The organism is Rhizobium leguminosarum (assembly GCF_001679785.1).
Classification (GTDB): domain Bacteria; phylum Pseudomonadota; class Alphaproteobacteria; order Rhizobiales; family Rhizobiaceae; genus Rhizobium; species Rhizobium leguminosarum_R.
This window is the reverse complement of sequence record NZ_CP016286.1, coordinates 1,821,449-1,836,236: the sequence shown is the minus strand read 5'-3', so window position 1 is coordinate 1,836,236 and position 14,788 is coordinate 1,821,449. Positions and strand designations below refer to the sequence as shown.

The following is a 14,788-nucleotide window of genomic DNA, read 5'->3' as shown; positions in this document are numbered from 1 at the left end:
GCGTCAAACTTGATTCATGCGAGGCGATTTGGTTTTGCGTGACATGCGATCAGTGGATCGGGCTTTCCTCGCGCTCGAGGAAGAGTTCCAGATTGTCGAGGCCGATCTCGGTGCCCTGGAGGCGGGCACCGTTGTCGGCGTAGCCGTCGAGGAAGACCACCTGTTCGGTGAAGACCATTTTCGTGCCGCCGGGTGCGGCTTCGAAGGCAACGGTTGTGAGCGACGCGGAGATGCGGCTTTCCCCAAGCTTCATCTCATAGGCGTAGATGATGCGGGCATCGGGCACGATATCGATGTAATGGGCGTCATAGGCGTGCAGGAGGCCGTCAGTATCGGCGACGTAGTTCCTTTCCGCGCCGCCGGGGCGGAAATCGAGCCCGTAGTCCAGCGGCACCCACTCGCCATGGCAGGCGAACCATTGCCGTTTGGATTCCGGTGTTGACCAGGCGCGGAAGGCGCGGGAAATCGGCGCCTTGAGGTGGCGTTCGATGACGAGAGTGGCGTGTTCGGCGGATCGTGTCGTCATTCGGGGAGGGTCTCCGTTTCATTGGCGAGAAAGTGGTTCAGCCTGTCGAAGGTGGTCGTCCATTGGATCTTCCGCTGTTCCACCCAGCGCTCGACGGCGGCAAGCGCGTCCTGCTGCAAGCGGTAGGTTCGCACCCGGCCGGATTTTTCGGAGAAAACGAGGCCGCTTTCCTCCAGCACCTGCAGATGTTTCATCACCGTCGGCAGGGCAACCGCGAGCGGCGCGGCCAGTTCGGTGACGGAGGCCGGGCCGCGGCCGAGACGATCGATCATGCCGCGGCGGCTGCGGTCGGAAAGCGCGTGAAACATGCGGTCGAGATCTGCCTGGCTTTCCATCATCCCGCCGCATCCCGGAAGCGGGCCGGCAGCCTGTCTTTGTAGGGATAGAACTTGAAGTAGGGGCGGGCCTCTTCCAGCGCCCGTGCAAAGGACGGGCGCGCCTGCAGTCGCTCGTAGTAGCCGCGAAGGTTCGGCTGTTCCGATGAAAACGGAACCAGAGTCTCGGCATAGAAGAGGGCGGGGGCAGCGGCGCAATCGGCCATGGTGAAGCCGTCCCCTGATATCCATTGCTTATCGGCGAGCTGCTTTTCGATCATCGCGTAGGCGGTCGCGAGTGTCGCCTTGGCGGCTGCCACCTCCATTTCATCTGCCGTGCCCTCGGCGCGCCGACGATTGCTGACGATGGTCTGCATCGGTGTCTGGACATAGTGGTCGAAAAAGCGGTCCCAGAGGCGAACCTGCAGCGCCCGGTCGATCTCCGGCGGCAGCAGGCGAAGGGGGCCGGGATAATATTGCTCGAGATATTCGATGATGATCGACGTCTCTGGAATGGTGCTGTCGCGCGCCTCATCCCGCAGCAGCGGCATCTTGCCGATCGGCCAGAAGCGAAAGAGATCGGCGCGCGAGCTTTCGTCGGAAAGGTCGACGATGCGATTCTCGAAGGGAGTGCCGTTTTCGTAAAGCGCGATCAGCACTTTGTGGCAGAAAGAGGCGAGCGGATGCCCATAGAGCACGAGCGACATGCGGCGACCTTTGCTATCGTTGTGGTAAACTTTACCGATCGACTAACTATCAGGTCGTGACGCATTTCGCAACAGATACTTCGCCAACCGGGCAAGTATTCCGTCAGCCGATCTATCAGGTGTTGGCGTCAGCCATTATACCGGGCGATCACCAAATGGCCTGGTGTCGGCTGGCCGTCTTCCATGCGCACGTTGATATCCGATATCTCGACGAGTTCGAAACCGGTGGCCGTCAGGCGTTCTCTCACATAGGCGTCGGCATGGGCGAAGCGCTGGTGCGGGCCGACCATATAGGCGCGGCCGGCGAGGATTTCCTCGGGCAGGGTTTCCGAGGAGAAGATGAACAGGCCGCCCGGCGTCAGGTTCTCGGCGGCACCGAAGAACAGAGGTTCGAGCGCGCCGAGATAGGGCAGCACATCGGTGGCGGCGATGATGTCGAAGGCTTCCTCGTCGTTGTCGTCGAGGAAATCCTCGACCTCGGCGACGAAGAGCGTCTCGTAGAGATCCTTCTCATCGGCGATCTCGACCATCTTCTCCGATATGTCGATGCCCGTCATATCAGCGCAGAGGTCGCGCAGCGCGCCGCCGGTGAGGCCCGTGCCGCAGCCGAGATCGAGCAGCCGCTTGAATGGCCCGAGCTGCAGCGCCTGCAGGCGCTGACGCACCAGCATCGGTACGTGATAGCCGAGCTGCTCGACGAGCACGTCCTCGAAAACTTCGGCATGCTGGTCGAACAAGGTCTCGACATAGGCGTCGGGCGCTTTGACCGGCGTTTCGCCGCGACCCATCGCCGCAATGCGCACGGCCGCACCGCCGTGATCGTCGGGATCGATCGCCAGGACTTCCTCATAGGCTGCAACGGCGGCGTCGACATCGCCGGCCTTTTCCAGCGCCAGCGCGCGGTTATAGGCCTCGCCAAGAGCTTCTTCGTCGATCTTCTTTGCCATCGCAGCCCATCGTCCTTTTGTTTCAGGCATGCGTCTAAGACGGCTTTCGATGTTTTGCAATGGCGCGATTGCGGGCGCAGAATGGCCGAAAAGAAGACCAAGGGAGGAAAGGCCATGAAAACGGAGCCAGAGAGGACATCATCGGCGAGGGAAGGAGAGACCGGCCGGGCATTCCTGCTACCTACGACACCAAACGAGGTCACCAATACGCTCAGCCACTATTACCGCGGTGAACTCGGGCGGATGACGAGCTGGCGCGACCGCATCGACCGGACGTCCAACTGGGCGATCACCGTGGTTGCCGCACTGCTTTCGGTGTCGCTGTCGACGCCGACCTCGCATCACGGGGTGCTGCTGTTCGGGGTGATGCTGGTGACGCTGCTTCTAATGATCGAGGCGCGGCGCTACCGCTTCTTCGATATCTATCGCGCCCGCATTCGCCAGATCGAGCGCTGCTATTTCGCGCAAATCCTGGCGCCCGACGCCAATTCCGGCAGCGAATGGGCGGTGGTGGTCGCCAGCAGCTTGCGCAAGCCGCGCTTCCTGCTCAGCTATCAAGAGGCGATGCACCGTCGGCTCAAACGCAATTATGGCTGGATGTATTTCATCCTGTTGCTCGCCTGGTGCCTGAAGATCTCGACGCCGAAGCTGCAGACGGAGGGCATGCCGGCGCTGCAGGCGCAGTCATGGGCCTATGTCATCGACAATGCCGTGCTCGGGCCGCTTCCCGGCCTTGCGGTCATTGCCATCGTCGTCGCCTTCTATCTCGGCATGCTCGGTTTCGCGCTTCGCCCGGATCGCGACGAAGGCGAATTCGGCCATGGCGAGGCGCATGTCTGACGCGGTCAGAACATATCGCCCGAACCGTTCACACTTTTCGGCATCATGCTGCAGAGCCGATCAGTGCAGGATGAACTCGCCCTTCAGTGCCCGCCATTCGGTTGCCGAGATCAGTTTGCGGTGGATGTAGCGCACCGAATGCAGCGGCCCATCCAGCTTCTCTTCCCAGAATTTCAGGAAACCGCGCATTTCGGGAAAATCAGGAGCGAGGTCATAATCCTGCCAGACATAGGTCTGTAGGATCACCGGGTGGTCCGGCAGACGGTAGAGGATCTGGGCGGTCGTCAGACCATAGCCCTTCAGTTGTTTTTCCATGTCCTTGTGCATCGTATTCCGCTTCTTCTTGTTCCCACTCGCGCGCTTATTAGCGCCACATGATATGGAAACATGCGAGTGGTTAACGAAAGCTTTACAGATACTTCGTAAAAGGACAATTTATTTTTGATATCAATGGCTTGGCAGCGCCATTCCGAGAGTGCTGCCAAGCTGGCTTTTGTTTGATGAATGCCGTTATCCCAAAGCCGCGAGACAGTTTTGGGCGTCATGTATCAGCGCTTGAGGTGCCGGGTCAGGCGGCGCTCGAACCAGGCCCAGAGATGGCGTAAGGCCTCTACGATGGTGAGGTAGAAGATCGCCGCCCAGAGATAGGTCTGGTAGTCGAAAGTGCGGGAGAAGGCGTAGCGGGTTTCGCCCATCAGGTCGAGCACGGTGATGATGGCAACGACCGCCGAGCCCTTGATCAGAAGGATGATCTCGTTGCCGTAAGGGCGAAGTGCGACGATGAAGGCCTGCGGCAGGATGATCTTGCGAAAGGCGATGCTGTTATGGATGCCAAGTGCCGCGGCGGCCTCGCGCTGGCCGTGCGGCACGCTTTCGATCGCGCCGCGCAGGATTTCCGCCTGGTAGGCCGCGGTATTGATGGTCATGGCAAAAAGGCCGCAATACCAGGCTTCGCGGAAGAACCACCAGATGCCGACGGCCTCAAGCTGCGGCCGGAATACGCCGAGGCCGTAATAGACCAGGAACAGCTGGGCAAGCAGCGGCGTGCCGCGGAAGAAATAGATGTAGCCGTAGGCCAGCGCATTCAGCACGCGATTGTTTGACATGCGCGCCATGGCAAGCGGCAGCGACAGGATGGCGCCACAGATAACCGAAATGAAAACGAGGCTCAGCGTTATCCAGAGACCATGGAGGTAACGCGGCCCGTAGCGAATGAATTTTTCCGGATCCCAGCCATTGATAACGGAAATGACAAGAAGGGCCGCGAGCACAGCCCAGATGGCGACGAGAATATAGCCGGCCATGCGCGCCGGCGTCATCGGCTTTATCATCTCGCGGGGTGCTGGCTGCGGCGGGATCAGCGTTTCGGCGTAGCTCATCGACGGACCTCCGAACGCTTGGCCCAACGCTCGACATAGACGAGCAGAAAGGAGGAGAGGATGGCAAGCACCAGATAAAGACAGCAGGCCACACCATAAAAGAAGAAAGGTTCCTTGGTCACGCGCACGGCAACACTTGTCTGACGCAGGATATCGGCAAGGCTGATGATAGAGACGTAGGAGGTGTCCTTCAGGAGGACCATCCAGAGGTTCGTCAGGCCCGGCAGCGCGATGCGCACGAGCTGCGGAAGGATGATAAGGCGCAGCGTGCGGCCGCGATGCAGCCCAAGCGAGTCGCCCGCTTCATATTGTCCCCTGGGAATGGCGCGGAAGGCCGAGAGCAGCACTTCCGAACAGTAGGCGGAGAAGACGACCGAAAGCGCGATGACGCCGGCGAGGAAGGCGTTGATCTCGATCGGCGGCCCGTCATAACCGACGAAGGCAAGCAGAGACTGGATCAACATCTGCATGCCGTAGTAAATGATGAAGAGCGTCAAAAGCTCCGGCAGGCCGCGGAAGATCGTCGTGTATATGCCGGCCGCCAGCCGCAGCGACTTTTCCTCCGACTGCTGGCCGAGCGCAACCAGGAAGCCGATGGCGAGGCCGATCGGCAGGGTGACGATCGCCACCGAAACGGTGACCTGCAGGCCAAGCGCGATCTCGTCGCCCCAGCCGGTATCGCCACAGGCAAGAATCGTCGACTGACCTAACCAAGTGAAGATGCCAACGGGTCCGCACAGCGGATCGAAAATGTGCACAATCCAGCTCCAGAAGGAGCCCAGCGCGGAAAATAATCCGCCCATGCGAGAATTCCCCTCACGGCTTTTGCCGTTTTAATCTTGCTATCTTTGTCAAACAAAAATGGCGGAAGAGCAAGCCTTCCGCCATTACCTTCATCGGCGAGATAACGAATTTCTTATTCGCCGTAAACGTCGAAGTCGAAGTACTTGTCCTGGATCTTCTTGTATTCACCGCTGGCGCGGATCGCAGCGATCGCCGTGTTCAGCTTTTCCTTCAACGGGTCGCCCTTGCGGATGGCAATGCCTGCGCCGTTGCCGTTGATTTCCTTGTCGACCGGCAGGGTCGTCAGGATCTTGCAGCAGGCGCCGGCGTCGGACTTGACCCATTCGGAGAGAACGACGACGTCGTCGATGACGGCGTCGACACGGCCGCTGGCAACGTCGAGCTTGTATTCGTCAGCGGTCGGATAGAGCTTCAGCTCGGTGTCGGCGAGATGCTTCTCGGCATAGTTGGCGTGCGTCGTGGAGGTCTGCGCGCCGATCACCTTGCCCTTGAGGCCGGCGACGTCTGATATCGTCGAATCCTTCGGCACGGCAATGGCCGGCGGGGTGTTGTAGTATTTGTTCGAGAAATCGACGAGCTTCAGACGCTCCGGCGTGATCGACATGGAGGAGACGATCATGTCGAACTTCTTGGCGTTGAGCGCCGGGATGATGCCGTCCCAGTCGGTGCTGACGAAGGAGCATTCGGCCTTCATTTCAGCGCAGAGCGCCTTGGTAATGTCGATGTCGAAGCCCTGGATCGTGCCGCTGGCATCGACGAATTCGAAGGGCGGATAGGTCGAATCGGTGCCGATCACATATTTCTCGCCATCGGCCATGGCCGAACCGGTAAAGAGCGATATCGCCGCGATCGAGGCTGCCGCGAAAATACGGGTAGGGTTAAGCATGAGGATCCTCTCTGTTGGTAGCCGTCGCTCCTTTTTCTGTTGGGCTGACGGCCGCAGTTCAACGGTGCCGAGACCGCCTTGCGGCGATAATCAGACTTTTTTTCATGGAATTGCAACACAAATTCCCGCGCAATTGTGCGGTGCAAATAACAGGCGAGATGAACGAAAGCAGACTGCAACATTCACGGGAGGTTAATCCGGAGCTTTCTAGAACCGGAACAAATCGGCGGCTCGGCCATTGCCATTCCGCCGTTTCGCCTCAATGCGAAGCTAGGGGCGGAACCAGGGCCTGACGGCCTCAAGAAGCTCAAACAGGATCGAGGAAACCCGATGGGCATGAAATCAAGATTGTTCGCGAGCGCGGCTTTTCCGTTGCTTTCTATTTCGCTGGCTCTGCAGCCGGCAACGGCGATGGCTGCCGTGCGCGATGTCGCGACGCAGGCTTCGGCCGTGCGGCAGGCCGAGCAAGGCAGCTTCGAGGTGGCGCAGGATGCGCCTTCCGAGGAGGAACTGCTAAAGAAGAAGCGCAAGCAGAAGGAGGAAGCACCGGCTGAACAGGCGCCGGCCGCCGAGCAGCCGAAGGAAGCGCCCGCCGAGAAGCCGAAGGCCGAGCGGAAGGAGGCGCCTGCGCCCGAACCCAAGGCAGAGTCGGAACCGCCGAAGGCCGAAGCGCCGAGGGAGGAGCCTGCGCCCGAAAGCAAACCGCAGCGGAAAGCCAAGCAGGCAGCTCAGCCGGAAGCCGAGCCGCAGCAGGAAGAGCAACCTGTAACGCAGGAAAAGCCGAGAAAGCCGAAGAAGCAGGAGACGCAGCAAGCCGAGCCTGAGGCGCAGCCGGCGCCCGAGCAGCAGCCGGCCGCCAAGGAAACTCAGCCGGAGACGGAACAGGCCGAGCCCGAGGCCAAGCCCGAAGGCGGTAAGCGGGAAAAAGGGCAGGATAAGGCCCAGGGCCGAGACAAGGGCAAGGCTAAGACCGAGACTGCCGCTCCCGAGGCAGTGTCGCCGGCTGAGGAACAGGCAAAGCCCGAGGTGAAGCCGGAGGCAAAACCCGCTGCCGAAGCGCCTGCCAAGAAGCCGACAAAGGGCGAGGCTGCAGCACCCGCGGAGAAGCCAACCGAAGACAAGGCGGCCGCTCCCGAAGCCGCGCCCGCCGAAACGCCCAAGGATGGCACGGCTGCAAAGCCTGCCGCCAAACAGCCCGCCGGCGGACTGCCGGCTGCGCCCGCCACCGACACCGCCCAGCCGCTACCGGATGCCAGCAGTGGTCAGCAGGTGGAGCAGGCCATTCCGGCGCCGGAAAAGGCTTCGCCCGAGGAGTTGGAGCGCCGCAAGAAGATCGCTGCAGATCCGGCCAAGAGCAGTGAGACCGTCGTGCTGCCGGTCGAAAACGGTGCAGCCGTGCTCGACAGCGACAAGGATGCCGACCGCAGCAAGGGGCGGGAAGGTCGCCGTGACCGCGACAAGTTGCGCGCCGAGAGCCAGGAGGTGAAGGTGCCGACCTCGGACGCCGATGCGCAGGCCGGTGCCACCGCTGCGGCACCGGCGATCAAGCTCGAGGCAGTGACCAGCGAGAAAGGCACGAGGCTCGATACCCGGCCGCAATTCGTCCGTCCCGAGGGCGCGCGCGTCGACGACAGCACCGACGACAGCCGCGTGATCATTCAGTACAACAATCAAGTGATCGTGCGCAGCGACGATGACAGGCGGTTTCTGCGCGACGGCGAACGGCCAAGCTATGAGCAGCTGTCGGGCGATCGTTACCGCGAGACGATCGCGCGGCCGGAGGGCTATCGCATCGTTACGATCCGCAACCGCTACGGCGATATCATCCAGCGTTCGCGCGTCGATGCCCGCGGGCGCGAATACGTACTCTACTACTCGCCCGATCTCTATGAGGACCCGGATCGCGACTACTTCGAGGATCCGGGCGCCGATCTGCCGCCGATGCGGCTGCGCGTGCCGCTCGACGACTATATCATCGACACCAGCAGCGATCCGGACCGGGATTATTACGAGTTCCTCAGAGAGCCGCCCGTCGAGCAGGTAGAGCGCGTCTATTCGCTTGACGAGGTGAAGTATTCCGCCCGTATTCGCGACAAGGTGCGCCGTATCGATCTCGATACGATCACCTTCGCCACCGGCAGCGCCGAAATCCCGATGGCCCAGGCACGCACATTGCGCAAGGTCGCCGACGCGATCAACCAGGTGCTGGAGAAGGATCCTAGCGAGACCTTCCTGATTGAAGGACATACGGATGCGGTTGGTTCCGACCAGAGCAACCTGATCCTCTCCGACCAGCGGGCGGAGTCGGTCGCCAACGTGCTCTCCGATGTCTACGGCATCGCGCCGGAAAACCTGGCGACGCAGGGTTATGGCGAGCGCTACCTGAAGGTCAGTACATCAGAGCCAGAACAGGAAAACCGCCGCGTCACCATCCGCCGCGTCACGGCACTGGTCCGCCCGGTCGCTGCCAACAAGTGATGATTTGGGTGCCCCTCTCCATTTTTGGGGAGGGGCATTCCGTTTGCTTCTTCTTTCCAAGTGGCTTGAAGGGTGATTGAGAAGCGCGGCTCGCTCCCTCTTCTCCGGAGCGCCGGCAGGAGAGCGGATTGTCGTCGATCACCGGAGGCATTGCTACGCCCTTTAGCGCCTATGCGGCGCTGCCGACGCCCCGTATCTTTGAATTCATACGGCGCAGATCGCGATGTCCGAATGTCCTCTTGGTGGATTGCCGTACAAGTTACGGAGATTTTAGCCCACCGTGTCTCCGGTATTTTTAAGAAAAAAGTGCATTTTTTGGGTATCAATTGGAACGCTAATCCTGTCATCCGGGCCAACGCGCGATGACGCGTGAATCTGGGCAGTAAAGGCCGCTGACCCGACCTTGCCGATCGCCAGTGTGTATGGACCGAGGGGCTCGATATCGGCGACATGAAGGCTCACAGTTGAAACGTTGGGATCCCCAACCATAGTATGTTCCGGTCGGATTCCGAGAACCACTGACTGTCCCACTGCCGCCGAAAGGCGCTCGGCTCTTTGTGTCGGAACCGGAATGTCGACCCCACCCTCGGCTTGGAAGGCAATTCCACCGGCGTTTTGCACAAGCTGCCCCTCGATGAAGTTCATGCTTGGCGAGCCGATGAAGGCAGCAACGAAGAGATTCTTCGGAGATTCGTAAAGGGTGATCGGATCAGCGGCCTGTTCGATCCGCCCTTGATTCATAACCACCACCCGATCTGCCATCGTCATCGCCTCTACCTGATCATGTGTAACGTACACGATCGTGGTTTTGAGCCTGCGATGTAGGAGCTTGATTTCTGTTCGCATTTCAATGCGCAATTTGGCGTCGAGATTGGACAACGGTTCGTCGAACAGGAACACATCCGGCTGGCGAACAATCGCCCGGCCAATCGCCACGCGTTGGCGTTGGCCACCTGAGAGCGCGTTCGGCTTGCGTTTCAAATAGGCACCGAGATTGAGAATGCGCGCCGCATTTGCAACGGCGGCATCGATGTCCTGCTTCGGCGTTCCGCGCACCTTCATGCCGTAGCCGATGTTTTCGGCAACCGTCATATGCGGATAGAGCGCGTAGTTCTGAAACACCATCGAGCAATTGCGCAGACCCGGGCGCAGCGAGGTAACGTCCCGCTCGCCGATACGGATTTCCCCTGATGTCGTCTGTTCCAGCCCCGCGATCATCCGCAGGGTGGTTGTCTTGCCGCAGCCGGAAGGCCCGACAAGAACCACGAATTCCTTGTCGGCAATTGCCAAATCGAGCGGAGGAATGACCTCAACGCTACCAAAGGATTTGGTGACCTGATCCAAACGCACCTGAGACATGCTGTAACCTTTTCATGAGAATTCCAGCGCCTGGCCCAGCGCATCGGCCCGAAATCGGAATCGAATTTTCGGAAAGTACGATGCGTAGATTCAAAGTGTTAGAGCGTCCTTTGTGCGTCCGAAAGGACGCACGGCGCACTAAGCGGCGATGGTTTGCTTTTTCTTCAACGATGTCTAATCCCATCCCGGGACCGCCGGGATGGGATGTTGAGGACAGGTTTACTTTGCAGGCAGACCCATCGACGAACGATAGGCTGCCAGTTGCTTGTCACGGCCGAACTCGTCCGTCAGCTTGTTCCATCCCGCAGCCACGGTATCCAGCGCCTGCTGCGGCGTCACCTCTCCAGCCAATGCCTTTGAAAGCTCGATTTCGAGAATTTCCGTATAGGAGAAATAGCCCGGCAGGCGCATGTCGAGCGCCGTGTTCTTGGCGGTCACCGCGTTCTTCTGGCTTCCGAGATATTCCTTGGCCTCACGCTCGGAAAAGATCTTCGACCACAACGCCGTATTTGTCGTGTGCGAAAGACGGTAAGGATTGACGCCTGTGCCGCCGGTGATGGCCGCCTGACCGGAAACCGCCGGGCTCGTCAGGAACTGGATATAGTTCCAAGCGGCCTCCTGGTTCTTGGAGGACGACGGAACAGCCGCCTGCCAACCGCCGAAGGCCATGAAGGAAGTCTGGACGACCTCGGGCTGCTTGTCCCACTTTTTGGTCTTGTAGTTCCAGATCTCGTCGGATCCCGGCAGGGATGCCGAGCCGACGCTACCAGCAACTTTCGACTGCTTCGGGTCGGCGGCGATGACGCCGGTATCGCCCCAGCCGATCGATTCCGCGGCCTGGCCACCGGCAAAGGCCGCGTTCACTTCGCCGAACGAGAAGTTCAGCGCATTTGGCGGCGCCAGTTTGGAGGCGCGGATATATTCTTCCAGGCCGCGCACCCAGCCCGGATTGTTGACCTGCGCATCCATCGTGTCAGGATCGAAGAACATACCGCCGGGATTGTCGGGATGGCTGGTGTATCCTGCCACGTGACTGAACAGGAACCAGAATTGCTGGCCACCACGGCGGAAGGCTTCCGCCGTGCCCCAAAGGCCCTTGTCCGGCTGCTGGAAGAATTCAGCGATGTCGAGATACTGCTTCCATGTCTTCGGCGGGGCCAGATCGTAGCCATACTTCGCCTTGAAGGCGCTCTGGTTTTCCGCGTTTTCAAACAGATCAATGCGGTAGGTATAGGTGTGGGCGTCACCGTCCATGGTCTGCGACAGGACCTTGCCGTTCCAGACCATCAGTTGCTCGCGGTAAACCGGCGCGATGTCCTCCCAGTCGGCACCTGATTGCATCGCCTTGGGCATTTCCGAGAGAAAATCGGTGAAGTCCGGTGCCCAGGCCGGCGCAAAGGCGACCACGTCGAACGTGTCTTCGCCCGAGGTCAACGAGGTTACGATTTTCGGATAGAGTTCCGACCACGGAAATTCGACGACATTCACCTTGCCGCAGGTCTTTTCTTCCCAGCCCTTGGCCGCGAGTTGCAGCGCAGAGGCGATATAGGGGCCTGTCTGCGTCGTGGCGGTGAGCGTGACACCGGTGTAGTCCGGTTCGCACGCGAGCGCCGATGTGACGCCCGCCGCAGCAAGTAGTCCTGCGGCCGTTGAACTCAATAGCAATCTTCTCATGTTTTCCTCCCCGGAATTGAACAATGACTAGGCTTGTCGAACGGTCACTTTATTGCTCCTAAAAGCAGGCCAGACCGCATCAGCCTGCTCAAAATGCCCGCCATGACGACCATGGGTATGATCGCGACCAGGGCGGCTGCCGATATCGACCACCACTCGTCGCCGCGCTGGCTGTTTTGCCCTGCGACGAGAATGGGAAGGGTCTGCCATTTGGAACTGGTCAGGAAGAGTGCGAACAGGAACTCGTTCCAGACGAAGGCGAGCGTGATCATGAATGTCGCGATCAGGCCCGGCTTGGACATGGGCAGGACGATACCGAAGAAAATTCTCCACGACGGCACATTGTCGACCATCGCCGCCTCTTCGACTTCCACCGGCAGTGCCGCAAAGAAATCGCGCATCAGCCAGATCACGATCGGCAGCGAGAAGGCGACATAGGCAAAGGTGAGGCCCGTATAGGTGTCCACCAGCTTGAACCCCAACTTGCCCATTTCCGTGTACATTAGGAACAAGGCAAAGGCGGCGACGATCGGCGGAAACATGCGCTGGCTGACGAACCAGAAGACGATATCATCATTGCCCAGGAGCGGCCCTGGAAGCTTGATGCGGCTGGAGCCGATGGCGAGCGCAAGCGCGGCGACAAAGGCGTAGATCAGCGAAATAGCCTGTCCGTAGCCCAGAACATGACGGCCAAGAAGATATCCGCCGAAGGCAACAACGACGAAAATCACCCCGGATAGCAGCTTGACCTCGAAGGTGAAGCGCACCAGCGCATAGGCTGCCATCGAACCGATGAAGGTGGCCAGCACCGATGCGGATAGCCCGATGATCGTCGAGCTGATGAAGGTGTTGTAGAACTGGCCGCGTGCGCCGGACAGAAGCTCGCTCCAGGCTGTCAGCGTCGGGTCGAAATCGACGAACGGAATATAGGTCGGTCCGCCGACGACGCCGAGCGGCGACTTGAACGACGTGATCGCCACCCAGTAAAGCGGAAAGAAGGTGAAGGCGAGCCACAGTAGGCAGCCTGCGAGCGCCCACCAGCGGCCGGATCCTTTGAGGTCGCGCACGCTCATTTGTGCTTCTCCAGATAGGGCTTCAGGATGGCGAGATAGACGAGCCCGATCACGGTAATGACGATCAGGAACAGGAAGGACAGGGCGGAGGTGTAGCCGAGGTTGAACTTCTTGAAGCCCTCCTGATACGCGAACAGGGTCAGCGTTTCGGTCGAAATGCCAGGCCCTCCTCCTGTCATGACGAACACCGTGTCGATGATCTTGTAGCTCTCGATGAGGCGGATGAAGACCACAGCCACCGAAATCGGCAGCATCATCGGGAAAGTGATCCCCCAGAACTGCTGCCAGGGGCTGGCATTTTCAAGCGCGGCAGCCTCGTAGACGTCCTCCGGCAGGGTTTGCAACCCGGCAAGAAGCATAAGGATGACGAAGGGTGTCCACTGCCACACTTCGACGGAAATGATGGCGCCGATAGCCCATCTGGTCTGCGTCAGAAACGGCAGGTTGGGAAAACCGAAGACGGTCATCAGCTCATTGAGCGGGCCCATCGTGGGATTGAGGATCTGGCGGGCAATGAGTGCAACGGCAACGGGCGCTACCAGCATTGGCACCAGGAAGCTGACCCGGAACAAACCTTCGCCAGGCACCCGACGGTTAAGCGCCAGCGCCACGGAAAAACCGATGACATATTGCAGCGTCACCGCCACAAAAGCGATGATCGTCGTCGTCCAGGCGACATTCCAGAAGCGCGGATTCTGAAGCAGTTCCGTATAGTTGCCGAAGCCGACGAAACGCGCGGGGATCGGCGGCACGAGCCGCAGGCTCATGAAGCTGGTGGTCAGCGAATAGATCAGCGGGAAGATCGAGATCACCAGCACGATCAGCAACGCCGGCCAGATGAAGAAGTGTTTGATCGGATCATTGCGGGTCATGCTGCGCCTCCCTCATGGAGAAGCGCCTCGATTTCCTCGATCTTCGGCATTGCAGGTGCGGTACCCCGCCGCGTCACCGCAATACCGGCGGTCGCGCAGCCGAAGCGCACGGCCTCGACCGGACTAGCGCCCCGCGAGAGCGCTGCCGAGAAGCCGCCGACAAATGCATCGCCGGCGCCGGTGGTATCGATGACCGCTCCCGACGAGACCGCCGGAACATGAACCGATTGCCCGGCCGTATGATAGAGCACACCGCGACCACCCAGAGTGATCAGCGCGGCTTTCACGCCCTTGGCGAGAAGCGCGTCGCCAGCCCGTCTGGCGTCGTCGAGCGTGTCGAGCGGAAAACCGACGATGGCCGCTGCCTCGGTTTCGTTTGGGACGATATAGTCGCAGAGCGGGTAGATCGTGTCCGGAAACGGCTCGGCCGGCGCTGGATTGAAAACAGTGGTAACGCCGGCCGCATGGGCGATTTCGAGGGCGCGCTGCGCCGCTTCGGCCGGTTGTTCGAGCTGGGTCACGAAGACAGCCGATTGCTCGATGGTTTCGCGTGCCGCCTCAACATCGCTTACGCCGATGGTGCCTGCGGCACCTGGATAGACGATGATCGCATTGTCGCCGTTACCGTCATTGACGTAGATGAAGGCAGCGCCGGTCGGCATATCGTCCATCTGCACAACCTTCGGCGTCACGCCTGCTTCTGCATAGGTCTTCAGCGCCATATCGCCGAACGTGTCGCGGCCGATCTTCGAGATGAAGGAGACTGTTCCACCGGCGCGGGCAGCAGCGACAGCCTGGTTGGATCCCTTGCCGCCCGGGCCCACTGCAAAACCGGTCCCGGTGATGGTCTCGCCAACGTTTGGCATGCGCTTGGCCAGATAGGCCGTGTCGGCGACGAAAATCCCGAGGATCGAAACACCCACCTTCAT

15 protein-coding genes are annotated in these 14,788 nt (G+C 60.1%); 2 read left to right on the top strand and 13 right to left on the bottom strand.

The window, feature by feature from the left end; translation table 11 throughout:
* Positions 1 to 49: 49 nt before the first annotated feature.
* From BA011_RS09185 to BA011_RS09170, 4 genes are all read right to left on the bottom strand, one after another.
* Positions 50 to 526: an SRPBCC family protein gene (locus tag BA011_RS09185; RefSeq protein WP_027667603.1), complete on the bottom strand. Its 477-nt coding sequence runs from the start codon at positions 524 to 526 to the stop codon at positions 50 to 52.
* Positions 523 to 864 (bottom strand): ArsR/SmtB family transcription factor, encoded by a 342-nt coding sequence (locus tag BA011_RS09180; RefSeq protein WP_065280214.1) that lies wholly within the window; start codon positions 862 to 864, stop codon positions 523 to 525. Before BA011_RS09180 ends, BA011_RS09185 begins: the two co-directional genes overlap by 4 nt.
* The gene (locus BA011_RS09175) at positions 861 to 1,547 is read right to left on the bottom strand and encodes a glutathione S-transferase family protein (RefSeq protein ID WP_065280213.1); all 687 of its coding nucleotides are present in this window, start codon (positions 1,545 to 1,547) and stop codon (positions 861 to 863) included. The genes BA011_RS09180 and BA011_RS09175 overlap by 4 nt, the downstream gene beginning before the upstream one ends.
* A 128-nt stretch (positions 1,548 to 1,675) precedes the next feature.
* Entirely contained in the window at positions 1,676 to 2,494 is an 819-nt protein-coding gene (locus BA011_RS09170) for a class I SAM-dependent DNA methyltransferase (RefSeq protein WP_065280212.1), read from the bottom strand.
* A 114-nt stretch (positions 2,495 to 2,608) separates the two neighbouring features.
* Between BA011_RS09170 and BA011_RS09165 the strand changes: the two genes are divergently transcribed.
* The gene (locus BA011_RS09165) at positions 2,609 to 3,334 is read left to right on the top strand and encodes a DUF2270 domain-containing protein (RefSeq protein ID WP_065282469.1); all 726 of its coding nucleotides are present in this window, start codon (positions 2,609 to 2,611) and stop codon (positions 3,332 to 3,334) included.
* 60 nt (positions 3,335 to 3,394) lie between these two features.
* Here the strand turns inward: BA011_RS09165 and BA011_RS09160 are convergent, their stop codons facing one another.
* The 4 genes from BA011_RS09160 to BA011_RS09145 form a co-directional block, all read right to left on the bottom strand.
* Positions 3,395 to 3,661 carry an usg protein gene (locus tag BA011_RS09160; RefSeq protein ID WP_003540344.1) on the bottom strand — a complete coding sequence of 89 codons (267 nt, stop codon included), beginning with the start codon at positions 3,659 to 3,661 and terminating at the stop codon, positions 3,395 to 3,397.
* Between the two features lie 221 nt (positions 3,662 to 3,882).
* Positions 3,883 to 4,713, bottom strand: coding sequence for an ABC transporter permease (locus BA011_RS09155; protein ID WP_020050268.1), 831 nt, complete (start codon positions 4,711 to 4,713; stop codon positions 3,883 to 3,885).
* A complete protein-coding gene (locus BA011_RS09150) occupies positions 4,710 to 5,516 on the bottom strand; it encodes an ABC transporter permease (RefSeq protein ID WP_065280211.1) in 807 nt (268 codons plus the stop codon). The genes BA011_RS09155 and BA011_RS09150 overlap by 4 nt, the downstream gene beginning before the upstream one ends.
* Before the next feature lie 113 nt (positions 5,517 to 5,629).
* Positions 5,630 to 6,403, bottom strand: coding sequence for a transporter substrate-binding domain-containing protein (locus tag BA011_RS09145; RefSeq protein ID WP_065280210.1), 774 nt, complete (start codon positions 6,401 to 6,403; stop codon positions 5,630 to 5,632).
* A gap of 330 nt (positions 6,404 to 6,733) precedes the next feature.
* Between BA011_RS09145 and BA011_RS09140 the strand changes: the two genes are divergently transcribed.
* The gene (locus BA011_RS09140; RefSeq protein WP_065280209.1) at positions 6,734 to 8,881 is read left to right on the top strand and encodes an OmpA family protein; all 2,148 of its coding nucleotides are present in this window, start codon (positions 6,734 to 6,736) and stop codon (positions 8,879 to 8,881) included.
* 270 nt (positions 8,882 to 9,151) lie between these two features.
* Here BA011_RS09140 and BA011_RS09135 read toward each other — a convergent pair whose 3' ends face one another.
* From BA011_RS09135 to rbsK, 5 genes are all read right to left on the bottom strand, one after another.
* Positions 9,152 to 10,240, bottom strand: coding sequence for an ABC transporter ATP-binding protein (locus BA011_RS09135; RefSeq protein WP_027667609.1), 1,089 nt, complete (start codon positions 10,238 to 10,240; stop codon positions 9,152 to 9,154).
* Positions 10,241 to 10,459: 219 nt separating this feature from the next.
* Entirely contained in the window at positions 10,460 to 11,914 is a 1,455-nt protein-coding gene (locus tag BA011_RS09130; RefSeq protein WP_065280208.1) for an extracellular solute-binding protein, read from the bottom strand.
* Positions 11,915 to 11,958: 44 nt separating this feature from the next.
* Positions 11,959 to 12,987 carry a carbohydrate ABC transporter permease gene (locus BA011_RS09125; RefSeq protein WP_065280207.1) on the bottom strand — a complete coding sequence of 343 codons (1,029 nt, stop codon included), beginning with the start codon at positions 12,985 to 12,987 and terminating at the stop codon, positions 11,959 to 11,961.
* Positions 12,984 to 13,859, bottom strand: a complete 876-nt coding sequence (locus BA011_RS09120) for a carbohydrate ABC transporter permease (protein ID WP_003540324.1) — start codon at positions 13,857 to 13,859, stop codon at positions 12,984 to 12,986. The genes BA011_RS09125 and BA011_RS09120 overlap by 4 nt, the downstream gene beginning before the upstream one ends.
* Positions 13,856 to 14,788 (bottom strand): ribokinase, encoded by a 933-nt coding sequence (gene rbsK, locus BA011_RS09115; protein WP_065280206.1) that lies wholly within the window; start codon positions 14,786 to 14,788, stop codon positions 13,856 to 13,858. Before rbsK ends, BA011_RS09120 begins: the two co-directional genes overlap by 4 nt.